Origin of the sequence: Parapedobacter luteus, assembly GCF_900168055.1 — a bacterium.
GTDB classification, from domain to species: Bacteria; Bacteroidota; Bacteroidia; order Sphingobacteriales; family Sphingobacteriaceae; genus Parapedobacter; species Parapedobacter luteus.
The window spans coordinates 1-22,395 of record NZ_FUYS01000009.1 but is presented as its reverse complement, the minus strand read 5'-3'; the positions used below and the strand labels follow the sequence as shown (position 1 = coordinate 22,395).

General features: G+C 51.7%; 18 protein-coding genes. 10 read left to right on the top strand and 8 right to left on the bottom strand.

What is annotated here, in order from left to right:
* Positions 1–22: 22 nt before the first annotated feature.
* Positions 23–313 (top strand): hypothetical protein, encoded by a 291-nt coding sequence (locus tag B5X72_RS20635; protein WP_139378733.1) that lies wholly within the window; start codon positions 23–25, stop codon positions 311–313.
* Here B5X72_RS20635 and B5X72_RS15660 read toward each other — a convergent pair.
* The 5 genes from B5X72_RS15660 to B5X72_RS15640 all read right to left on the bottom strand — a co-directional run bounded on the left by B5X72_RS15660 (position 252) and on the right by B5X72_RS15640 (position 9,196).
* Positions 252–2,633 carry an ABC transporter permease gene (locus B5X72_RS15660; protein ID WP_079717867.1) on the bottom strand — a complete coding sequence of 794 codons (2,382 nt, stop codon included), beginning with the start codon at positions 2,631–2,633 and terminating at the stop codon, positions 252–254. The genes B5X72_RS20635 and B5X72_RS15660 overlap by 62 nt on opposite strands.
* 19 nt (positions 2,634–2,652) lie before the next feature.
* Entirely contained in the window at positions 2,653–5,025 is a 2,373-nt protein-coding gene (locus B5X72_RS15655; RefSeq protein WP_079717866.1) for an ABC transporter permease, read from the bottom strand.
* 63 nt (positions 5,026–5,088) lie between these two features.
* The gene (locus B5X72_RS15650) at positions 5,089–7,452 is read right to left on the bottom strand and encodes an ABC transporter permease (RefSeq protein ID WP_079717865.1); all 2,364 of its coding nucleotides are present in this window, start codon (positions 7,450–7,452) and stop codon (positions 5,089–5,091) included.
* Complete coding sequence (locus B5X72_RS15645) at positions 7,452–8,126, bottom strand: ABC transporter ATP-binding protein (protein ID WP_079717864.1); 675 nt, start codon at positions 8,124–8,126, stop codon at positions 7,452–7,454. The genes B5X72_RS15650 and B5X72_RS15645 overlap by 1 nt, the downstream gene beginning before the upstream one ends.
* A gap of 428 nt (positions 8,127–8,554) precedes the next feature.
* Entirely contained in the window at positions 8,555–9,196 is a 642-nt protein-coding gene (locus B5X72_RS15640) for a DUF6266 family protein (RefSeq protein ID WP_139378732.1), read from the bottom strand.
* Between the two features lie 276 nt (positions 9,197–9,472).
* Between B5X72_RS15640 and glgP the strand changes: the two genes are divergently transcribed.
* The 5 genes from glgP to B5X72_RS15615 all read left to right on the top strand — a co-directional run bounded on the left by glgP (position 9,473) and on the right by B5X72_RS15615 (position 14,448).
* On the top strand, positions 9,473–11,128 hold the full coding sequence (gene glgP / locus B5X72_RS15635; RefSeq protein ID WP_079717862.1) for an alpha-glucan family phosphorylase: 1,656 nt from the start codon (positions 9,473–9,475) through the stop codon (positions 11,126–11,128).
* 104 nt (positions 11,129–11,232) lie between these two features.
* The gene (locus B5X72_RS15630; protein WP_079717861.1) at positions 11,233–11,913 is read left to right on the top strand and encodes a YceI family protein; all 681 of its coding nucleotides are present in this window, start codon (positions 11,233–11,235) and stop codon (positions 11,911–11,913) included.
* A 234-nt stretch (positions 11,914–12,147) separates the two neighbouring features.
* Positions 12,148–12,435, top strand: a complete 288-nt coding sequence (locus tag B5X72_RS15625) for a DUF2089 family protein (protein ID WP_079717860.1) — start codon at positions 12,148–12,150, stop codon at positions 12,433–12,435.
* Positions 12,436–12,445: 10 nt separating this feature from the next.
* Positions 12,446–13,030 carry a hypothetical protein gene (locus tag B5X72_RS15620; RefSeq protein ID WP_079717859.1) on the top strand — a complete coding sequence of 195 codons (585 nt, stop codon included), beginning with the start codon at positions 12,446–12,448 and terminating at the stop codon, positions 13,028–13,030.
* A gap of 5 nt (positions 13,031–13,035) precedes the next feature.
* Entirely contained in the window at positions 13,036–14,448 is a 1,413-nt protein-coding gene (locus B5X72_RS15615; protein ID WP_079717858.1) for an alpha/beta hydrolase family protein, read from the top strand.
* 4 nt (positions 14,449–14,452) lie between these two features.
* Here the strand turns inward: B5X72_RS15615 and B5X72_RS15610 are convergent, their stop codons facing one another.
* The gene (locus B5X72_RS15610; protein WP_079717857.1) at positions 14,453–14,938 is read right to left on the bottom strand and encodes a glutathione peroxidase; all 486 of its coding nucleotides are present in this window, start codon (positions 14,936–14,938) and stop codon (positions 14,453–14,455) included.
* Positions 14,939–15,139: 201 nt separating this feature from the next.
* On the opposite strand from B5X72_RS15610, the gene B5X72_RS15605 reads away from it, so the two are divergent.
* On the top strand, positions 15,140–16,084 hold the full coding sequence (locus B5X72_RS15605) for a LysR family transcriptional regulator (protein WP_079717856.1): 945 nt from the start codon (positions 15,140–15,142) through the stop codon (positions 16,082–16,084).
* Here B5X72_RS15605 and B5X72_RS15600 read toward each other — a convergent pair.
* Together B5X72_RS15600 and B5X72_RS15595 are read right to left on the bottom strand one after the other, a co-directional pair.
* Positions 16,059–16,844 (bottom strand): sulfite exporter TauE/SafE family protein, encoded by a 786-nt coding sequence (locus B5X72_RS15600; RefSeq protein WP_079717855.1) that lies wholly within the window; start codon positions 16,842–16,844, stop codon positions 16,059–16,061. The genes B5X72_RS15605 and B5X72_RS15600 overlap by 26 nt on opposite strands.
* Before the next feature lie 91 nt (positions 16,845–16,935).
* Entirely contained in the window at positions 16,936–19,314 is a 2,379-nt protein-coding gene (locus B5X72_RS15595) for an FtsX-like permease family protein (protein ID WP_176146236.1), read from the bottom strand.
* Between the two features lie 188 nt (positions 19,315–19,502).
* Between B5X72_RS15595 and B5X72_RS15590 the strand changes: the two genes are divergently transcribed.
* The 3 genes from B5X72_RS15590 to B5X72_RS15580 form a co-directional block, all read left to right on the top strand.
* Positions 19,503–19,874, top strand: a complete 372-nt coding sequence (locus B5X72_RS15590; RefSeq protein ID WP_079717853.1) for a BlaI/MecI/CopY family transcriptional regulator — start codon at positions 19,503–19,505, stop codon at positions 19,872–19,874.
* Between the two features lie 5 nt (positions 19,875–19,879).
* Positions 19,880–21,838 carry a M56 family metallopeptidase gene (locus B5X72_RS15585; RefSeq protein WP_079717852.1) on the top strand — a complete coding sequence of 653 codons (1,959 nt, stop codon included), beginning with the start codon at positions 19,880–19,882 and terminating at the stop codon, positions 21,836–21,838.
* Between the two features lie 215 nt (positions 21,839–22,053).
* A partial coding sequence (locus B5X72_RS15580; protein WP_139378731.1) for a hypothetical protein occupies positions 22,054–22,395 on the top strand: 342 nt, incomplete at its 3' end.

Genomic DNA, 22,395 nt, shown 5'->3' with positions numbered 1-22,395 from the left:
ACTTGTTTCCTTTCTTTAATCGATGTTTGATTTTGATGGAACAAAGTTAGGGCAGTGTACGGGGCGGCGGAATATACAAAAGGCACTTCCAATTGTACATTTTTCCCTCACACAGACATTCTATTATTCGAGCAAGCTGATAGCCGATCAGACGCCGAAGGGCAGGCACGCAGCATGGAACTATGCTATCAATGCCGTGTATGTGATTGTGGTGATGGATGGTTTTTCCATGCCGGGTGGCAACCTACCCGTCACTCATCCCTCAAACTATCCACCGGATTGGCCACTGCTGCCCGGATGGCTTGCCAACTGACGGTAAGGACTGCGATAGCAATAGCGGTGATACCAGCGGCAGCAAAGACCCACCACTGAATGTTGATGTGGTAAGCAAAGTCGGTAAGCCAGCGGTGCATTGCCCACCAGGCAACCGGTAAGGCGATGCCGATGGCAACCAATACCAATTTAATGAAATCAGACGAAAGCATCTGCACAATATCTGCAATTGATGCGCCCAGCACCTTCCTTATGCCGATTTCCTTCACACGTTGCGCTGTGCTGTATGAAGCAAGGCCAAATAGTCCGAGGCACGAGATGAAAATGGCTAAAACCGCAAAGTTGACGAACAACCGGCCGAACTGCTCCTCGCTTCGGTATTGCCTATTGAAATATTCATCCAGGAAGAAATAGGTAAACGGCAGGTTCGGAACGGCCGTTTTCCATTCTTTTTCGATGGCCGCCATCGTGGCAGGCAGGTTCCCGGCGGTGAGTTTGACCGATACCAGATTCCAGCTTCCGGGCTCAATGCGCATGGTCAGCGGTTTGATTTTCCCTTGCAAGCCCCTAAAGTGGAAGTCTTTCACCACACCGACAATCGTACCTTCTCTGCCCCACTGTTTGAAACGCTTGCCGATCGCCTCGTTTGGCGAGTGGTATCCAAACAGGCTTACCGCCGCCTCATTGACTACCATCGCCTGCGTCGAATCCGTAGCAAAGTCGCGCGAAAAACCGCGTCCGGCAACCACATCGATGCCGTAAAGGTCGAGGTAGTCGAAATCGACAAAATACAGGTCGAGGTTAGCAATCTGCAAATCGCCATGGCTATTTTCGATTTCGGAGTAAGCGCCAGGATTGCCACCGCCCGGGACACTGCCGGACAGCGCCGTGGCTTTTACCGCAGGGATATGGGCCAGCGCTTGCTTGAATGCCTCCTTGGCGGGGCTGCCCTTCGTGTCTATCACCAGCGTTTGTTCTTTGTCGAAACCGAGGTCCCGGTTTCGCATATACCGCATTTGATTGTATACAATGACGGTGCCGAATATCAGGGCGATAGAAATGGTAAATTGTATCACAACCAACGCTTTCCGCAAAAATATTCCCCGTGTGCCGGAAGCAAAACGGCCTTTCAATACGGCTACGGGACGGAAACCCGATAAGACCAGCGCGGGGTATATGCCTGCCAGCAATCCCACGCAAATGGCGGCGAGAAATAAGATGCCTATATAGCCCGGGTTAGCGAAAAGGATCATGCTAACCTGCTTCCCTGCTAAATAGTTGAACAAGGGAAGCAAGGCGAAGGTGAACCCCAGCGCAAAGACAAACGCGATCAAACAGAGCAATATGGAGTCGCCCAGGAACTGTTTGATAAGCTGAGGTTTAGCTGCGCCGACCACCTTGCGTATGCCCACCTCCTTTGCGCGTTCCGCAGAACGGGCTGTGGTCAAGTTGATGAAATTGAACGCGGCAATCAACAAGATGAATACCGCGACAATGGAGAAAATATATACGTTATTGATATTGCCCACATTGGACCCGTCGCGTGTCGAATAGAGGTATACTTCCTTGATCGGCTCCAGAAAAAGGGTTACAAACATCTGGCTTTGCTTCATTTCGCTGCCATTTCGCTTTTCGAGAAAATCGGGGAACTTCGCTTGAAGACCGTCGGCCTGGGTGCCCGCCCTCAGCAGGAGGTAAGCCTCGGAGCCATAATTTCCCCACTGTTCATCCAGTCCAGCGTTGAGTTTCTGGGTGAGTGTGGTCATCGATACCACCATGTCTGCTTTCAGCCGTGTATTCTCCGGCATATCTTTCATAATGCCGGTTACCGTTACCGGAAGTTGTTCCTGACCGACGTGCAGTGTTTGGCCTACGGCGTTGTCGCTGCCGAAGTATTTCTTGGCCGATGACTCCGACAGCACCATGCTGAACGGTTCTTTGAGTGCCGTTTTGGCATCTCCTTCAAGAAGCGGGAAATCGAATACGGAGAGAAAAACAGAGTCCGCAAATGCGCATTCGTCTTCCTGAAATTGTACTTCGTCCCTTTTAACGACGAAGTCGGCTCTCGTAAACCGGACGAATGCTTCCACTTCACCGAACTCATCGATGACATTGGGCGGTACTGCCCACGACGGGCCGTTGGCATTGATGGTCTCCGTCGGGGTTTTGATATCGGCAACCAGGCGATAAGTACGATCTGCCTTTGCATGGAATGCGTCGTAGCTTAGCTCAAAGCAGACATAAACAAAAATGAGAAAACTGGCCGTCAACCCTACAGTGAGTCCCATGATGTTGATGAAGGAAAAGACCTTGCTTTTCTTCAGATTGCGCCAGGCGAGTGTTAAATAGTTCTTGATCATAACTTATGCGTTCTGTCCCTCACTCATCCCTTAGTGCTTCGACCGGGTTGGCCACCGCCGCGCGGACGGCCTGCCAGCAGACAGTCAGCAGGGCAATGCCCACCGCTACGGCACCGGCCAGCACAAACATCCACCATTCGACGTCAATGCGGTAGGCAAAATCTTCCAGCCACGTGTTCGTGGCCCACCAAGCGATGGGTGTACCCACGGCAATCGATATCAGCACCAACCGGATGGAGCCCAGCGACAACAGTTCCACAATGCTGCCCACGCTCGCCCCCAGTACCTTGCGGATACCGATTTCCTTTACCCGTTGGCGCACCGTGTAGGTAGACAGGCCCAGCAGTCCAAGGCACGAAATGAAGATGGCAATGCCGGCAAATATATTGAACAGGAGCCCAGCCCGTTGATCAGTCTGGTACTTAGCCTCAAACTGCTTATCCAAGAAACTGAAGCGGAAAGGAATGTCCCCCGCATACTGTTTGTATTGTTTTTCCACCGCTGCGATGGCCTGCTGCGCCGTTTGGGCGTTGGTACGCACGTACAGAATATTGCCACTCCACCAACGGAAAAACAGCAGAGGCTCGATTTTCTTTTTTAAGGGTTGGAAGTTGAAATCTTTCACTACGCCAATGATGGTGCCCGCGCGGCTATGGAAGCTGATGGGTTGGCCGATATAAGGTGGGACGAGCCCCATTTCTTTTATTGCCGCCTCATTGACGATATACAGGTTGCTGTCTGCAGGCGTACCCGAAAAGTTACGGCCTTCCAGCAGTTGCATACCCATGGTAGGGATGAAGTGCTGGTCGATGACAGCTTGGTTGATGATGACCTGGCTGTTGGCCGGTTTCCCCGGCCAGTCAAGGTCGCTGGTAGACGACTCATAATTAGCAAGGTCATAGATGTCAGCCAAGGAAACGCCGGTAATTCCCGGTTTGCCGCCGAGTTCATTTTTTATGGCATCGATATGTCCGCTTACCGCATCGGGCAGCGGTACAGTAAAGACATAATCTTTGTTGTAGCCCAAATCCAGTTTTCGGATATACTCCAGTTGTTTGCCGATGACCAGTGTAGCCACAATCAATACCATGGAGATAGCAAACTGGAATACCACCAGTATTTTACGGAAGTAGGCAGAGCCGATGCCGGAGGCAATCCTGCCCTTCATGGCCTGTAACGGATGGAAATCCGACAGCAGCAATGCGGGATAGATGGCGGTGGCCAGCAAGGTACCCACGGCGGAATAGCCCACTACCGTCCAAATGCCGGCATCGGTAGGCGACAAATGCAACTGTTTGCCGGCAATGAGGTTGTATACGGGAAGAAGCACGAAAATAAGTCCGAAGGCGGCCAATAGCGCGAAGCAAAACAGCAAGGAGGTCTCCGCGATGAACTGGAAGAATAGTTGCCGTCTATTGGCACCGATGATTTTCCGTATACTGACCTCCCGCGCACGCACCAGGGCCCGTGCCGTTGAGAGGTTGATGTAGTTGATGGCGGCGATGGCCAGTACCAGGATGGCGATGACGAGAAAAATCTGTACCATCCGTGCTGGCGCGTTGTTGCCGTCGGCCGCTACCAAATGCAGGCTGGCAAGGGGTTGCAGCCCGTAGCGGGTATCGCTCTTGCCGTTACGCGCTTTGTCGTATGCCGCTGTGAAACCGAGTTCGGCTTCTTGCGGGGCCGTGCCTTCCTGCAATTTGACGTAGGTGTGGAACGCATAATTGCCCAAGTCCGCGTCGATGGTTTTCCATTCGCCATTGCCGCCGTTTGCGGTGAACAGCTGCGCGTAATAACCCATGGGGAAAAGTGCATCGAACGCGAGCGTCGAGTTGTCCGGGAAGTCACGCAATACACCGGCAACGGTAAAATTATCGCCCCGGAATTGCAGCACCTTGCCCATGGCATCACCGTCGCCAAAAAACTTCCGTGCCGTCGATTCGGTGACGATAACACTGTTGTTATTCGGAAACAAGGTGGCTCGGCTACCCTGTAGGAGCTCAAAATCAAACACGGTCAGGAAGGTGCTGTCTACGCAGGCGGCGGCAAAACCATCCAGCACTTTGCTGCGGTCGGCATTGGCCAATACCTGATCATATTCACTGTAAACGCGGACGATGGATTCGACACGCGGAATGGACTGGGCATAGACCGATAACGGGCCCGGTACTTCTTCCCATACGATGTCCTGCCCGTTGGCCTCGAAATGGGCAAGAATTTTGTATATGCGGTGATGGTCGCGATGGAACCGGTCGTAGCTCCGTTCATGCTGTACCCATAGCAACAGCAGCACGGCGGTTGCCAATCCCAAGCCTAATCCACAGACATTGATGATGCTGTAGAACTTGTTGCCAACTATGTTGCGCCAAGCGGTTTTTAACTGGGTTTTCATCGTTATTTTTGTTTATGCTTTGGCCGTAGGCTATAAGCAATACGCGATAGCCTGCTGCCAAAATCACTCGTTTCTCAGTGACGATACCGGGTTGGCTATCGCTGCCTTGATCGCTTGTGAGCTCACCGTTGCCAAGGCCAATAGCAGTGCTCCCGCGCCGGAGAGGATGAATGTTCCCCAGCCAAGCGGGACGCGATAGTCGAAGGATTGGAGAAATCTGTCCATCGCCCAATATGCGATCGGAAAAGCCACCAGGCAGGCAACGAGTACCAGCACCACAAATTCTTTCGACAACAGCTTGGTTATCGAAAACACCGAAGCGCCCAGTACTTTGCGGACGCCGATTTCCTTGGTCCGGTTTTCGGCCATAAATGCAGCCAATCCGAATAAGCCGAGGCACGAGATAAGGATCGTCAGGAATGCGAACAGCCCTGCCAACGTGCCCGTCTGCTGGGACTCGGCGAATTTTTTCGAATAAGCGTCGTCGACAAAGGTATATTCAAACGGATATTCCGAATTATAGCGTTTGAAGATGCTTCCCGTTCTGCGCAGGGCTTCTGCAGTGCTGAGTGCCGGGTTGAATTTGATGTGCATGGTGTTGAACCAACCTGCCGCTCCCTCAATGATCATCGGTGGGATGGGATCAAACGGCGAACGCATAATGAAATCCTTGATCACCCCGATGACGTGCCAGTCGCGGCCGTCGTCCTGTATGATCTGTCCGATGGGATCCGCAAAGCCCATCGCTTTCACTGCCGATTCGTTAAGGATAACACCCAAAGAATCAGTGGGATACTTGGATAGGTCAAAATCCCTTCCCATAACCAGCGTCAAGCCAGCGGTTCCCACAATGTGCTCGTCCACACAGAAACGGTCAAAGACAGTTTTGTCGCCTGGCTGTTTGCCCTGCCATTGGAACCCCCAACTGTTGCTCCATCCCTCGGTGAGGGGAGAGCTGGTGCGGGTCACGGACTGTGCCACGCCGCTGTTAAGCAGCTCGTGTTTGATGAGCGCGCTGTTCTTGGCTACCTCGCCCTGCTCAAATACGTAGATCAAGTTGTTTTGGTTATAGCCGTTTTCCCGTTCTTTTCCGTACTCAATCTGGCGTTGTACGACCAGCGTGCTCACGATCAGGATAATGGCAATCGAAAACTGCACCACGACCAATACCTTCCTTGCACTGAAGGAGGCCTGTGCCCTCCGGAACGTCCCTTTAAGGACCTTTACGGGCTGAAACGATGAAAGGAAGAATGCCGGATAGCTTCCCGCCAATAAGCCGGTGAAGATAATAAATCCGATGGCGGCTAACCAGAAGCGTGCGTGGCCAAAGTCAATGGATAGCTCGCGCTCCACGAGCGCATTGAAGGCAGGCAGTGCCAGCAGTATAAGGCCCAACGCGATTACGCCGGCAATGAAAGCGGTAAGAATGGACTCGCTGATGAATTGCCCGATCAGTGAATGGCGGTAAGCGCCGGCTACCTTTCGGATGCCCACTTCCTTGGCCCGTTTTTCACTCCGGGCGGTGCTCAGGTTCATGAAGTTAATGCAGGCGATCAGCAGGATAAAGCCTGCAATGACCGTAAATAGGCGGACCATCTCGATGCGGCCGCCCGCGATCTGCCCGTTTTCATATTTCGACCGCAACCACCAGTCCGGCAAGGCGTGCAGGAAAACTTCGTTGTCCTCGTTTCCGTCCGAGTGGCGGATCGTGATATCTTGGATTTTGCTATTCACCGCGTCCCGGTTGGCTTTCGGCACCAGCTCCACGTAGGTTTGGACGGAATTGTTTCCCCAGTAATTATCCGAAGCGCCAAGTCTTTCCATATAAGTCCAGGGCATGAAGTACTCCACACCTTTGAACCGTGTATTGCCGGGCAGATTCTTTAGCACGCCCGATACCGTGGCTACATCCAATGTGTCGATGCGGATGGTTTTTCCCAGCGCTTCGTCTTTGCCAAATAGCCGCTCGGCCAGCGCTTCCGTGATCACGATATCGGTAGGGCGGATGAGTGCGCGTTTGGCATCACCGGCCAAAAGCGGGAAGCTGAACATCTGAAGGAATGCAGAGTCAACGAACGCACCGCTGGCCGTGAGCTTTTTGTCTCCCACGGTCATAAGCATGCTTCCGAACTGGGAATACCGGCTGGTGTTGGCAATTTCGGGAAACTCATTCTCCAGCGCAGGTGCCAGGGGCTTGGGTGTGGAAAACCAGGTATGCAGTTTACCGTCAAGCATGGATTTGTTGCCCGCAAGGTAGAGCTGTTCCCGCTTTGCGTGAAACATATCAAAGCTCATCTCGTTCTGTACCCAAAGCAGGATAAGCATTGCCGCCGCCATTCCGAGGGCGAGTCCGCCAATGTTCAGCACGGAATACCCCTTGCTTTTCTGAAGGTTCCGCCAGGCGATTTTTATGTAGTTCTTAATCATTATCCCACAGTTTCCATCAGCACCTGCCCATCGAGCATGCGGATGATGCGGTCGGCGTAGCGGGCGTCATGCTCGCTGTGCGTTACCATGACGATGGTGGTGCCGGCTTCATTAAGCTCCGTGAGCAACTGCATGACTTCATTACCATTGTTGGAGTCGAGGTTACCCGTAGGTTCGTCTGCAAGGATGAGCTTGGGTCGGTTTACTACCGCACGGGCTACCGCTACGCGCTGCTGCTGACCTCCGGAAAGCTGCTGCGGAAAGTGATTGCGCCGATGCATGATCTGCACTTTCTCCAACACTTCCTCCACCCGTTTCTTGCGTTCGGCAGCGGGCACCTTGGTGTAGATAAGCGGCAATTCAACATTCTCGAACACCGTCAGCTCGTCAATCAGGTTGAAGCTCTGGAAAACAAATCCGATATTGTGTTTACGCAAGTCGGAGCGTTTGCGCTCATTGAATTTAGCGACTTCAATGCCGTTGAACAGGTAACTCCCGTTGTCCAAATCATCCAATAGTCCCACAATGTTGAGCAACGTGGACTTGCCACAGCCGGATGGACCCATCACAGCTACAAACTCGCCTTCTTTCACGTGGATGCTCAGGTTATTGAGCGCTACCGTTTCCACCTCCTCGGTGCGGTAAAATTTTTGTAGTTCGGTAATTTTAATCATGTTTATTTTGCTTTCAGCAGTCGGCTATCGGCTATCAGCGGTCGGCCTGATGCGTGGTTCGTTATTTGTTGTTCTTAGCTATTGGTCCCGGAATGCTCCGGGACTTCGTGTTGCTCAGCAGTCAGCTTTTGGCAATCCTTGTTTTTAATCCTTATTCCTTATTCGTTGAATCCTTATTCCTGAACTATTCATTATCGTTCCAATTTTTTAATGAGTTGAAAATCAATATTATGGAATTTTTGGGTTTTTAGGACTGTTCGATATCGAACACCCTGCTGTCCGCTTGCGGACAATTGCATCGCCGCATAGCAGATCCTTCGCTTGATTGCTCAGTTTTATACCAACGGATGTACGTGCTTTGTAGCCTTGGGCGGTGCATTGTCCTTGGCTTAAGGATTCAGGAGCTGTTGTGGTATTCAATCTTTGGGCTATTCGGCCGCCACGTGGACATGGGTGCTATCGGAAACCCGTTCGCTTCCAAACGACATGAACGTGAGAAAGACTTCTATTTCAGTACCTGTCCAATTTGCCGATGCCGGAAGGATGCACGCGCCAGCATCACGGGTTGTTTCGTTGAGGAAATTTTGCCAAACACCCGACGCATGCGAATAAATGAGTATGGATAGCCTATCGGAGCCATAGGCATCTTCTGCGCCGGAGTTGTCCTGCCAGGAGATATGAAGCCTGCCGTCGGTCCATTCGGCGTTTACTGCCTCGGCGCCCGGAAGGTTGCCTTGACTGGTACGGAATTGGCTCCAGTCGATTTCAAGGTGCGGATATTCTCCTTTAATCGCCTGTTTTTTGTTAAGGGAAAGTGCGAGGTTAAACGCACTCATGTTTAGCGGCTCCGCTACGTTGCGGAAGCTCGTGCGGATGAATACCGTCAAGGGTTTGAGCGCTTCCATCATGACCTTCATAGCCTGCTCATTAGCCAGCCGGGCCTCGCTTCTCGGTTTGTGGCTTTTACGTGGTAATCCGCGAATGACGTCGAGGCCCTTCCACTTGTAGCCAACCACACTGCCTACTTTTCCGCTGAAGCTCCCGTTTGGTCCGTTTTTGAATACCGCCATGAGTGATCGCCTTGTTTTATAATGTTTTATAATCAAATTTACATTGTTGGTTTGGATAATCAAAATATAAATAAAAGTTAAATAATATTTGATATGGGTTTTATTCGGATTTTCCCCTATGAAATCCCTATAAAAACCCTATTATATGCGAATAATATCTGATTGAAGTTGGTCGTTTTTGGTGTTTCAATGTGTAAATAGGGTTATTTTTCGATTATCTTGCTTATATGTCGGCCTGCTTTGTTTTCTTTGCAATGCGAACATCAAACAATCGATATGGCCGCTTCACATTACCCCTTTCCTTTTCCGGTACAGGAAGCGTTCACCAAACGGGTGGCGTATTTCTCCATGGAGTTTGCGATTGACCAGGCACTGAAAATTTACAGCGGTGGCCTGGGATTTTTGGCTGGCTCGCACATGCGAAGCGCCTACGCGTTGCGGCAGCACCTTGTGGGAGTAGGCATGCTGTGGAAGTTTGGTTACTATGATCAGGGACGCCATGCGGACCAGACATTGCGCGTGGATTGGCAGCAAAAGCTGTATGCTTACCTCGAAGATACGGGCATTACATTCACTATTCGCATCCATGATGCGGACGTCTGGATAAAAGCCTATTACCTGCCACCCGATGTCTTCCAGAGTGCCCCCCTGTACTTGCTGACAACGGATTTGGCCGAAAATGATTACATCTCCCAGACCGTTTCGCACCGATTGTATGATGGCAATACGGCCACAAAGCTGGCGCAGTACATGGTATTGGGCATCGGTGGCGGAAAATTGCTTGATTTGCTGGGATATGACGCCGAAGTGTACCACTTGAACGAAGCTCATGCATTGCCGGTAGCGTTTCATGTGCTGCAAAAGTTCAACAAAGACCGGGAAGCATTACGGGAACGTTTGGTGTTTACCACCCACACGCCCGAAGAGGCCGGTAACGAGAAACATCCCTTCGACTTATGCCTGGCGATGGGTTACTTTAGCGGATTATCCAAGATGGAGGCACAGGAGGTTACCGGAATTGATGATGCGCAATTCAATCTTTCCTTAGCCGCGTTGCGGCTGGCCAGAAGGGCGAATGGCGTGTCCCAGCAGCATGGACGTGTGGCCCGTGAGATGTGGGGCCGGTATGATAATATCTGTGGTATTGGTCACATTACCAACGCCCAGCACTATCGTTATTGGGCGGATGCCGAGCTTTATGGGGCTGCAGATCAGGGAGACGATGCCCGGCTGGCCCAACGCAAGAAGGCCCTGAAACGGCAGACGTTCCTTACCGTGGCCGATCAGACGGGCCGATTGTTCAGCCCAGATGTGCTGACCATTGTCTGGGCAAGGCGATTTGCAGGCTATAAGCGCGCCGACCTGCTGCTTCGCGACCGCAACCGATTTGAGCGATTGATAAAGAATACCGCATATCCCATCCAGATTATCTGGGCAGGCAAGCCTTATCCGGGCGATCAAGGTGCCATCGATCTGTTCAACTCGCTTGTGCATCTCAGCCATCAATATCCCAATGTGGCCGTGCTCACCGGCTATGAGTTGGCGTTGAGTAAATTGTTGAAGCAGGGGGCCGACATCTGGCTCAATAACCCGCGGATACCGCGTGAGGCATCGGGAACCAGCGGTATGACCGCTGCCATGAACGGTGCGCTCAACCTTTCGACCAACGACGGTTGGATACCTGAGTTTATTAAACCGGGAGTCAACGGATTCTTGATACCGGAGGCGGACTACCAGCACATCGGGATTGATGAACAGGATAATCATGATGCGTATTATCTGTACGAGTTGCTGGAGCAGCAGGTGCTGCCGATGTATTATGAGCGGCATCACGAGTGGCTGGGCTTGGTGAAGCAGAGCATGGCAGATGTCCGCGCTGCGTTTGGCAGCGACCGTATGGCCAGGGAGTATTATGAACAACTGTATAATTAGCCCCGATCCGTGTATCCGCCGCTCATTTTTTTAAACTACGATGACATTTCGTGTTTGAACATGTATTTGTTTTTGCTTTTCTTTGCTGCCCAAATCGATATGATATGAAAAAAATTAACGTATTTATTTTAGCGGCTGTCGCACTGATTGCGGCTTCATGCGGTAACAATGCGTCCAACAGTGCAGCGGTCAGTGAAGAACAACAGGTTGCTGAAAAACAGGGCGATATTTACTCGGTTGATTTAGCGGCATCAACGATCAGTTGGAAGGCGTTCCATAAAGGAGGCTTTGCGCCGCGCTGGGGAACACTGCCTGTTCAATCCGGAGAGATCGCCTTGGCTGATGGCAACATCACTGCCGGTGATTTTGTCATCAATATGGAAGGCTTGAAAGTGGACTCGGCGTCCGTGACGGAAGGCGATAAAAAGCATACCGATTTGGAGGCGCATCTGAAAAATGAAGACTTCTTCAATGTGACCACCTATCCGACCGCCGGATTCAAGATCACGCAGATTGCCGAGTTGGACGGTACGGCGGCAGCTGGAGCTATTGAGGAAGCAAACAAATTGGTGAGTGGCAACCTGACGCTCCTTGACAGCACGCTGAATATTTCCTTCCCGGCCAAAATCACCGTGACGGAAGGGCGAGCAGAAGTGCAGGCCCAATTTACCGTTAACCGTACCGACTGGGGGATTAAGTTTGGCACTTCCGAGGCTGACCCCGCTGAATGGGGAATCAGCAAAGACATCGAAATCGGTGTTGCGGTAGTCGCTGTCAAACAGTAATGGCATATTAAACTACAAACAAAAAAAGAGATGTTTACCGCATCTCTTTTTTTGTTAAAGGCTTATCACCTCATGGCTTCCATTATTGCGCCTACGCTATCCACTTCCGGCCTAGCCTCTACCACCGAGCAAAATGCAGTAACCTGACGTCAAAGCGACTGGTAAATAAAAAATATTCAATAATATTAATTGTTGTATTAATATTATTTAGTTTTGCATTGATAAATTTAAGCTATGAAGTTAAAATTTCCGGTTCATTGTCCAAGTTGCTCGGGTATCCTCACGGTTACTGAACTCACCTGCGGCAACTGCGAGACCCGGGTGTCTGGAAACTACGTGCTGCCGGTGCTGATGCAGCTCACCGCCGAGGAGCAGGAGTTTGTTCTTCAGTTTTTCCTGAGCAGCGGCAGCCTCAAGGAAATGTCTGCGCAGACGGGCAAGAGTTACCCGACGGTTCGCAATCGATTGGATGATATGATAGCCCATATCAGGCAACTGGAGCAGCAACAAAAGACAAAATAAACATGATGCTATGCAACAACGTGCTTTAGTCAACCCTTTTGCATACTTCGCTGAAAAACGGCTGGTCGTGGTCGGGTTGGCGGCCACAGCAATCGGCTCGGCACTGGGGTGGTTATTCAACGCCCGTTTTGATGGTGTGCTGGACCTCCACTTCGTGCAGCAACTGAGGGTCTGGCAGCCGCTGCTGGACAATGGCATCAATATCCTGAGCCTTACCCTGCCCCTCTATCTCTTCGGGTTATCCATCAATGGTAAAACTCGGCTAATAGACGTAGTGGCTGCAGTGCTGGTTGCACGCATTCCATTCTATGTTCTTCCCTTGGCAAACATAGGCGGTTACATGTACGGCGCAGCCAACCAGTTGGTGACCGGCACGATGGAAGGAACTCCGGTAGGAATGGGTACGATTGCGGCCAACATTGCTTTTTTTGCGGCGGCCGTATCGGCGATGGCCGTTTTCGTTTTTTGGCTGTTTCAGGGCTTTAAGACCGCCACCAACAGTAAAAAGCCCGCGCATAAATGGATTTTCGGGGCGTGTATTGTACTGAGTGAGGTGATTTCAAAGATGATGCTTGTACTGGTTAGCAAAATTTAATTCCTATGCGGACACTTATACTTTTCTTTCTCTTCCTTGCAGCCAGGCTGCAGGCGCAGGACATTAGCGGTACCTGGCAAGGAGCGCTGGATATCTCGGGGATCAAATTGCGCGTGGTGCTGCATATCAAACATACCGAAGACGATTATACGGCCACGATGGACAGCCCCGATCAGGGTGCAAAAGGTATTCCGGTTGCATCGGTCGCCTTTGCAAGCCCCGTGCTGAAGCTGGAAGCACCCGCTATCGGGGCTCGTTATGAAGGTAGGCTGAAAGCCGATACGGTAATCGCCGGCACCTTATTCCAGAATGGTGCGGAGCTGCCCCTCGAACTGGTGAAGCAGGCTGCCGGGGCGGGCGATACCTCCGATGAACGGCCACAGGAGCCGCAGCCTCCTTTTCCTTATCACATTGAAGAGGTGAGCGTGTCCAACCGAGATGCGGGTATCACCCTGGCGGGGACGCTGACGAGACCATTAGGAGGTGGGCCGTTTCCGGCCGTGGTGCTTATCAGCGGCAGCGGTGCGCAAAACCGCGATGAGGAGCTATTCGGACACAAGCCCTTTTGGGTGATCGCCGATTACCTTACGCGGCACGGATATGCCGTGCTGCGCTGTGATGACCGGGGGGTGGGAGCTTCGACGGGTAATTTTGCGGCAGCAACTACCGCTGATTTTGCATCAGACGCCTCGGCAGCAGTCGATTTTCTCCGGTCGGCAGCAGCCATTGACCCAGGTGGTATTGGCTTGCTGGGCCACAGCGAAGGCGGCATGGCCGCGGCCATGGTGGCGGGTACGCGCAGCGATATCGCCTTTCTCGTGCTCTTGGCATCGCCTGGGGTCCCTTTGGATAGCCTCCTGATGACGCAAACCCGGATGATCGGCGCAGCTTCGGGGCTTTCGCCGGCTCAGCTTAGCGCGAATGCCCGGCTAAACCGCCAGCTTTATGATCTGGTGATTGGGGAAGACAACCCAGACGTGCTGGACAGTAAACTTGAGGGGTTCCTATCATCTTCATTACAAGCAGCAATAAACGACAGCACGATTACCGCGGATGAAGCCACTGCTGCCGTCAACCGGCAAAAAGCGCAGATCAACACCCCGTGGATGCGCTATTTCCTGCGATTCGACCCCGCAAAATACCTCTCGCGCGTGAAATGTCCGGTGTTGGCCTTGAATGGCGACAAGGATTTACAGGTCGCTGCTCAGGAAAACCTTGCAGGAATTGCGGCAGCACTGCAAGCAGCGGGAAATGACGAAATAACCATCAAAGTACTTCCGGGATTAAACCACCTTTTCCAGGAAAGCGAGACCGGGCTTCCCGCGGAATACCGAACAATCAGCCAGACCATCTCCCCAACGGTATTACAAACAATCGCGCAATGGCTCGATCAATACGTGCGTAAAACGCAAGTATAATGTTTCATGCATTCAGCCATTTCAAGATATCAGGTTCGATGGCTTCCGGCTTGGTGGTGGGTGCGTAGCGCTTGCGGGGCCTGCCATCTTTGTCGATAACGAACTTCGTGAAATTCCACTTGATACGGCTGCCGAACAAACCGCCCAACTGGCTTTTCAGGTACCTGAACACGGGATGGGTGTCTTTGCCATTGACATCGCATTTCTCGAACAGCTGGAAGGTTACCCCGTGATTGACTTTGCATGTTTCCTCCACGGTGTCATTGGTTTCGGGCTCCTGCCCCATGAACTGATTGCAGGGGAATCCCAGCACGACCAGGCCCCGGTCTTTATAACGTTGATGCAGGGCTTCCAGACCTTCAAATTGCGGTGCCAGGCCACATTGGGTGGCCGTGTTGACCACTAAGACCACCTTACCCTTGAAGGTTGACATCAGAATGGCTTTCCCCTGTGGGGTATTGGCGGATAAATCGTGGAACGTCGTTGCCATAAGGCTAAGGTACGGAAAATCCGTTTATTTCTATTTCCAGTTGTTGGCTTTTTGGCTGGCACGCTCACTCCGTTCACGCCCCTAGGCCAAAAAGCCAACAACCGGAAATGCTGTGAATAGCTCAGGTCTGAAAATTGTCGTGCATCCGCATGGCATTTATTGTTAAGTACTTTGTATTTTTATCCCCAGTATTTCATAGCTATGTTATCCACAAGTCACCGGGTGTTTTTGGAAGTGGCCGCCCATCTCAGCTTTTCCAGGGCCGCGAAATCGCTCTTCATGAGCCAGCCTGCGGTTAGCCGGCACATCAAACTTTTGGAAGAGCAATATAAATTCGCGTTGTTTGCGCGTTCGGCCAATGGTATCCAACTGACATCGGTGGGCGAGAAAGTTTACAGCTACTTGGCGGAAGCACAGGAGCTCCAACGGAAAATCGATTACGAAATCAGCACCTTGCAATCGGAGCAGGCGGCAAAGGGAAACCTCTTGATCGGCGCCAGCACGACGGTCTCGCTATACATCATCCCGGCCTTGGTGTCCGGTTTCTTGCAGGAGTTTAAAAAGGTATTCATCCGGGTAGTCAACCGGAATATGGAGCATGTCATCCATGCGCTGATGAATAAGGAGATAGATCTGGGCATTGTCGAAGTGGACAATAAACTAGGTGCGTTTAGCTACGATTATTTTACCTCCGACCGTATCATTGTGGTCTGCTCCCCCTTGAATCCGATAACACGGAAAGATACATTTACCTTGGATGATTTGGTAAAGGCCCCCATTGCGCTGCGGGAAAACGGTTCCGGCACCCTCGCGGTGGTACAGCGGGAATTGGATAAAGCGGGCGTATCTATTTCAGATCTGAATACGCAAGTGCGGTTGGGCGGCACCGAGGCGCTTAAGAACTACCTGTTGACCGATAGGTGCATTGGTTTCGTGCCGCAAAGGGCCGTTGCGAAGGAGCTGGCCAGCGGTGAGCTGGTCGAACTTACCATTCCCGGGCTGACGTTTGAGCGCGATTTTTTCTTTGTGAGGCGAAAAGGTGATGATTTTGAGCTGACCAAGCGGTTTATCCGGTTCTGCAAGCAGCAGACCGTGACCGGCAGCCCGTCGTCCAGTAGCCTCAACGTAGTTCCTGAAGCAGGATAAACACAGCCATGCCGATGACCAGCCAGCCGAATCCTTTTTGAAGCTGCGGACCCGATACCTTGCTTGAGGCCATCAAGCCCAGCGATACGCCCAACGTGGCGAGGGCCGTGAAGGTAAGCAAGAATGGCCACTCGATAGCGGGGTTGGGCAGGCTGCCCAGAAAGCCGATGAAGGTGTTGACCGCCACAATGAACAACGTGGTGCCCATGGCTTGCTGCACAGATAGGTTGCCCAGGAATATCAGTGCCGGGATAATGAGAAAGCCGCCGCCATTGCCTACCAAACCACCCAATGCGCCGATAATGATGCCTTCGACGATAAATAGTGGCCATGTCTTTGCAAGCGATTTGGGGATGACCGCCTGCACAGCCGGCTTCCGGCGCACCATGGAGAAACCTGCCCCGAGCATCAGCGAGGCAAACAGCAAAAGAATACCCATTGGTTTTTCAAGGGGGAAACCGCCGATATGGATGACGGGGTCGGGTATCCGGGGAAGGAGCCACTTCCGCGTCAGGTATAGCGATGCTACGGAAGGCAGGCCGAAGGCCCAGACCATCCGCCAGTCGACCAATTGTGCCTTCCATTTGCTCGCTACGCCGATAAAACTGGTCGTACTCACCATAAACAGCGAATAAGTAGTAGCAAGCAACGGGTTGATGTGAAAGAGGTACACGAAGGACGGAATGGCGAGCAATGCACCCCCACTTCCCGTAAGGCCGATAATCAGGCCAATGACCAAGGCCGAGCTGTAAGCGATCATGTGATAAATTTGCCGCAAAGCTATGGCCTCCCGGGATATGCCGGTGTTCGAAATTCGTTATCGGCTATAAGCGCTTGTTATAACGATGGCGTCACTCATCCCGCAGGATTTCCGTCGGATTGGCGGACGCGGCTTTTAGGGCTTGGAAACCGACCGTAGCCAGTGCGATGGTGAGGGCGATTAGTCCGCCTAACGCAAACACCCACCATTGGATAGTAATGCGGTAGGCAAAATCATCCAACCAGGTGTTCATCAACCACCAGGTGATGGGGGTGGCAATGAGGAATGCAACGCCAACAAGTGTTACAAAATCCGCAGACAATAAACGTACAATGTTGGCGGCGGAAGCGCCGAGCACCTTGCGGATGCCGATTTCTTTCGTGCGCTGAACGATATTCAGCGATGCCAGTCCCAGCAATCCCAGGCAGCCAATGATGACCGCAATGGCCGAGGCGGTCCAGATCAATTTCTGCTGGACGTACTCCGCAGCGTACAACTGCTCGACCTGTTCGTCAACGAATTGGTAGTCTAACAATTCAGCAGGATAGCGGGCTTTCCACTCCTGTTCGAGGTGATCGATAAACGAAGCAATTTGCCGGCCATCCAATTTGACGGCGATAGCCTGTATGCGGTCTTTGTGGTATCCGATAACCGTTGGTTCGATGGCTTGGCGTAATGAGTGCGTGTTGTAGTCGCGCGCCACGCCCACGATGACGCCGGGAGCTTCGCTGTACATTCCACCAAACAGGAGCGGCTTGCCGACGGCCGCCGCTGGTTCGTCGATACCGAGTTGGCGCACCATCGTTTCGTTGATGATGTATTCGGCCATAGCCGCATCCGCCCGCAGGTTGCGGCCGGCCAATAAATCAATGCCAAAAGTCTGGAGGTAGGCGCTGTCGGCAAAGGTGGAACGGGCGGGCCAGGTTTCCCATTCGGGGCGGTCGTCAAAACGTAAGGTACCGCCACGCTGGTCATGGTTGGCCGGCGAGCGGAAACAAAAGCTGTAGGATAGCACAGCGGGCTGCGCATCGAGATAGGTTTTCCATGGGCTGGGGGCTTTCGTGCCTTTAGGCAAAGCTATCATCAGCACCGAATCCCTATCAAAACCGATATCGGTGGATTGCAGGTAATGTACCTGTAGCATGATGACGAGGGTGGCCACGAGCAGGCATTGCGAAAGTGTATGCTGGATGATGACAATGGTTTTCCGCCCGCCTGATGTGCCAAAGGCAACCTGTTGTTTCAACGCGTTAAGGATATTCAGCCGGCCGATTATCCAAGCTGGATATAGCCCGGCAGCCAAACCCGTAAGGAGCCAAGCTGCGGTTGCCACGGGAATGAGTTGCGACCAGGGGTATGGCGCCAATGGCTCACCGACGAAAAGGTGCTTGTTGGCCAACGGTACAGCCGCAAGCAGTAAGCCGATGGCAAACAGGGTGGCGAGTGCAGCGGTACCGAGCGACTCCACCATGAATTGGCCGAACAACTGCCCATGGCTACCGCCAAGGGCTTTCCGGGTGCCAATTTCGGCACTGCGTCGTGCATATTGGGCCAATGAGAGATTGACATAGTTGAGCAGTGCCATGAGTAGGATGCCCAGGCCGATGACACCCAACGTGGCCAGCAGGGATTGCTGCATGGTGCCGCCATAGCGGCTGTCGGAATGCAGCGCCGATAACGGCTGCAAACGGAATTGGAATTGGCTGCCCGCCGCTGGACCGAAGGCTTCGTTGGTCAGCGTTTGCAGCTGTCCTTCAATGTGCGAAGGCGGCGTGCCGCCCGCTAAACTTATGTATACTTGATTGGGACTATTCAGGTAACCCCAGAATGTGAAAAACTGGTTCTCCATTCCCGGAATAACCGTTTTTAAGGACGGCAAGGAGATGTAATAGTCGCTTTTCAGGCTGGTATTGGAAGGCCGGTCGTCAATGATACCCACCACTTGCAAAGGAACGTTATTTTCCACATGGATGGTCTTTCCCATGGGATCAACGTTGCCAAAGAGCCGCTTGGCGGTGGACGCCATAAGTGCTACGGTTTGGGGCTGGTCAAGGCCCGCTGGACTGCCGGCCAGCCAATGGTAGTCAAAAAGCCCAAACCAATCGGACGAAGCGAATGCACCTTTCTTGTCAGAGCCGAAAATCCGGTCGCCGACGCGGAGGGTAAAATCTTGGTTGACCATGGCGTATGCGGCATGGTCGATCCCCGCGATGTCGTTTTTCAGTGCCTGGTAGATGGCGTAGGATACCCCGCCATAGTGCTCGGTTTTTTCAAGGTGGAGATCGTACACAATGCGGTACGTGGTGTTGGCGTGTCGGTGGTGCGTGTCATAGCTCAGGTGGTAGCTGGTGTACCGGTAGATAAACAGGCCGCACGCAATGGCCAAACCTAAACCAACGATGTGGATGGCCGTGTAATATTTACGCCGTTTGAGGCTTCGAAGTGCAGTTTTGATGTGGGTCGTTAGCATGCTGGCCATCGGTAATCACTTTTCTTCACCCAAAGATAACAATCTTCGCCAAACAAGCGCTGGCCTTCACCATGCAGGGAGCACTAAACAGAACGTGCCACGCTGCCAGAAACAAAAAACATTAAAAATATTTTGATATTACGAATAACTTCGTACTTTTGAAATACGAAATAAATCGTATATAAAATATGGCGCATATAAAACCAACGGAAAGCGAGTTGGAAATTTTACAGATTCTATGGGAGAAAGGTGAAGCCAGCGTGCGGGAGGTTCATGAAATTTTGGTAAAAAACAAAGATGTGGGTTATACAACCACGTTGAAGATGATGCAGATCATGCACGAGAAGGGACTGGTAAACAGGGATAGTTCAGCAAGGACGCATATCTATAGCGCCAATGTGAGCCGGGAATCGACGCAGCAACATTTGCTTGACAGGATGATTGCCAATGTGTTCAATGGATCGGCTGCGCGGTTGGTTATGCATGCATTGGGCAACAATACGGCTAGTGCGGAAGAAATAGCGGAAATAAAAAAGTACCTCGATAATTTAGAAAAGTAACGGTCATGGAAAATTTTGCACCATTGATTTTTAACGGGCTGGGGTGGGCGATCTTTCATTCGCTTTGGATGGGGGCCGTCCTTTACGGTTTGTTGATGCTGGTATTCCAGCTAAGCAACTGGCGGGCCAAGACAAAGGCGTCACTGCTGGCGGCGGCACTGTCGGTGTTGTTGACGTTTTTTTGCCTAACGTTTTTTTACGATTTGATTAATCGCATCTTGTCCAGCCAGCCCATAACGGTCACAGGCAGCGATATTGCCCTGCTCCAATTGATTGATTACGACAGCACGGTGTCTATACAATCACATATGGAGCGTTATTTTCCTGTGGTTGCCGCGTTTTATATCCTCGGTGTGTTTTTACAATCGGTATTGGTCGTCAACGGCTTCCGGAAATTGCATGTCATCCGGAAAGCGGGCCTGCTGGAAGTGCCTGATTCGTGGAAAACGCTGTTTGCCAGTACAAAACAACAACTCGGGCTCCACAGGCCTATCGCGTTCCATCTTTCCACGCTGGTAGACGTCCCCATGGTCATCGGGCATCTAAAACCCATCATTTTATTTCCCATGGCGCTTTATACGGGTATGCGCATGGATCAGGTGGAGGCGGTACTTATCCACGAGCTGGCACACATCAAACGGAGTGATTATTTCATGAACCTTGTCAAAACCCTAACGGAAACATTGCTGTTCTTCAACCCCTTTGTGTGGCTTATCGGCAGGATGCTGGAGGTGGAAAGGGAAAACGCCTGCGATGATGTGGTGGTGGGGCTCATGGGGCGGCCTGTACAATACGCACGGACGCTCCTGTGGTTGGAAGAGCAACGGCAGCTGCCAAGCCACAGCCTGGCTATGCAGGCCATCGATAAGAAAAAACAATTGTTACACCGTATCCAACGAATAACCAACATGGAAAAAAATTATTTGAACGCCAAGCACAAACTGGCTATCCTGACCTTGATGCTTGGTTGCATCGCGTCGCTTGCCTGGGTGAAGCCGCTCGTACGGGATGCAGCGCCAATTGATACATCGTTGTTGTCATCCGTTACTATCGATACGCAGGTAGGGGTTGCGACGGATTCCCTGGCGATGGCGTCGCATGTAGCGGCAGGGGATACATTGCCGAACCGGGAAAAACAGCACGTTGTCATGACGGATGGAGAGGTATTCGCCTACGAAAGTTACGATGAGCTCCCGGATAGCTTGAAAATAAAAGTGGAGGCCATGCGCCGTCAAACCGATTCCATCAAGACTTATTTTAATTCGCCTGAATGGAAGGCGAGAATAGAAGGGTTCAAATTGTCGGACGAGCAGGTACGCACCATGACGGCGCAGGCACGGATACAAGCCGATTCGCTAAAGGCGTACTTTGACTCACCCGAATGGAAGGCCAAGGTGGAAAAAATGAAATTGTCAGACGAGCAACTGCACAACATGACGGCAACGGTACAGAAACAAGCTGATTCCCTGAAAGCTTACTTCAATTCGCCGGCATGGAAAACGGAAATAGAAGCGCTGAAATTATCGGATGATCAGCTACGCAACATGACGGCGCAGGTACGGAAGCAAACCGATTCAATAAGGGCCTATTTCAACTCGACCGAATGGAAAGCGAAAATGGAGGCGCTGAAATTGTCAGACGAGCAATTGCGCGATATGACGGCACAAATGCGGAGCCAGGCTGATTCCCTTAGGGCTTACTTTGATTCATCGGAATGGAAAAATAAGATGAAAAGCCATATGGATTCAGTCAAGCGCTATTTCGGTTCACCCGAGTGGAAGGGCAAGATGGAGCACGAGCCAGTACGTAATAAGACCGTGCTGGCTTGGCCCTTGGCAATTCAACAACATTATGCAGCTGTCAGCGAGGAGCAAATGCAGCGGTACCTAAAGGCGCTTAAGCAATTTCAAGAACCGTACATCGACGGCAGCGTCAAACCTTGGGTTCGTTTAGATAGTCGGTAGGCCACCATCACTGTTCACTATTCATCCCTTAAACTCCTTGTCGGATTGGTCAACTCGGCCATAGCATCTTGCCGACAATGTGTGATCTTCCCCTGTTTTTGCGGATTTACGTAAAAATTCTCGTTATTCCCGAAAAATTTTTGGCGTTTTGCGAAGAAAATGCGATTTTGCTTGTGAACATACTGCCCATATCCAACTAACCACGATAGATAATTATGGAAAAGAATCACTCCGCTCTGAACTGGAAAAACATGTTGTGTTGGGCGCTCATTGTATTGGCTTTCGCCTGCAATAAGGATGAAACCCCAAATATTTCCTCGGATACCGATCCTATAGTCGAAGCAAGGGGCTTTTTCGACAGAAAAGGACACCCACAGCCGATAGACACCATGGGTGTGAGCTACAGGTATAAAAAGGGGGCCTTGCCCCTGTGGGATGCCGCAAAAGTGAGGCAAAGGGGAGATACCACAATCATCTTTGTGCCCGTTGTCCCGCAGGAGGATTTTTTTATCGTCAACGGCGATGGAGATGCTCAGGCGGCACTGACGCCCCAACTG

Excerpts from the sequence above, each read along its gene's own strand:
- B5X72_RS15640 (WP_139378732.1), bottom strand. The coding sequence starts at position 9,196 with ATGGCGGTATTCAAAAACGGACCAAACGGGAGCTTCAGCGGAAAAGTA.
- B5X72_RS15650 (WP_079717865.1), bottom strand. The coding sequence starts at position 7,452 with ATGATTAAGAACTACATAAAAATCGCCTGGCGGAACCTTCAGAAAAGC.
- B5X72_RS15625 (WP_079717860.1), top strand. The coding sequence starts at position 12,148 with ATGAAGTTAAAATTTCCGGTTCATTGTCCAAGTTGCTCGGGTATCCTC.
- B5X72_RS15590 (WP_079717853.1), top strand. The coding sequence starts at position 19,503 with ATGGCGCATATAAAACCAACGGAAAGCGAGTTGGAAATTTTACAGATT.
- B5X72_RS15660 (WP_079717867.1), bottom strand. The coding sequence starts at position 2,633 with ATGATCAAGAACTATTTAACACTCGCCTGGCGCAATCTGAAGAAAAGC.
- glgP (WP_079717862.1), top strand. The coding sequence starts at position 9,473 with ATGGCCGCTTCACATTACCCCTTTCCTTTTCCGGTACAGGAAGCGTTC.
- B5X72_RS15595 (WP_176146236.1), bottom strand. The coding sequence starts at position 19,314 with ATGCTAACGACCCACATCAAAACTGCACTTCGAAGCCTCAAACGGCGT.
- B5X72_RS15585 (WP_079717852.1), top strand. The coding sequence starts at position 19,880 with ATGGAAAATTTTGCACCATTGATTTTTAACGGGCTGGGGTGGGCGATC.
- B5X72_RS15600 (WP_079717855.1), bottom strand. The coding sequence starts at position 16,844 with ATGATCGCTTACAGCTCGGCCTTGGTCATTGGCCTGATTATCGGCCTT.
- B5X72_RS15605 (WP_079717856.1), top strand. The coding sequence starts at position 15,140 with ATGTTATCCACAAGTCACCGGGTGTTTTTGGAAGTGGCCGCCCATCTC.
- B5X72_RS15620 (WP_079717859.1), top strand. The coding sequence starts at position 12,446 with ATGCAACAACGTGCTTTAGTCAACCCTTTTGCATACTTCGCTGAAAAA.
- B5X72_RS15655 (WP_079717866.1), bottom strand. The coding sequence starts at position 5,025 with ATGAAAACCCAGTTAAAAACCGCTTGGCGCAACATAGTTGGCAACAAG.
- B5X72_RS15630 (WP_079717861.1), top strand. The coding sequence starts at position 11,233 with ATGAAAAAAATTAACGTATTTATTTTAGCGGCTGTCGCACTGATTGCG.
- B5X72_RS15645 (WP_079717864.1), bottom strand. The coding sequence starts at position 8,126 with ATGATTAAAATTACCGAACTACAAAAATTTTACCGCACCGAGGAGGTG.
- B5X72_RS15610 (WP_079717857.1), bottom strand. The coding sequence starts at position 14,938 with ATGGCAACGACGTTCCACGATTTATCCGCCAATACCCCACAGGGGAAA.
- B5X72_RS15615 (WP_079717858.1), top strand. The coding sequence starts at position 13,036 with ATGCGGACACTTATACTTTTCTTTCTCTTCCTTGCAGCCAGGCTGCAG.
- B5X72_RS20635 (WP_139378733.1), top strand. The coding sequence starts at position 23 with ATGTTTGATTTTGATGGAACAAAGTTAGGGCAGTGTACGGGGCGGCGG.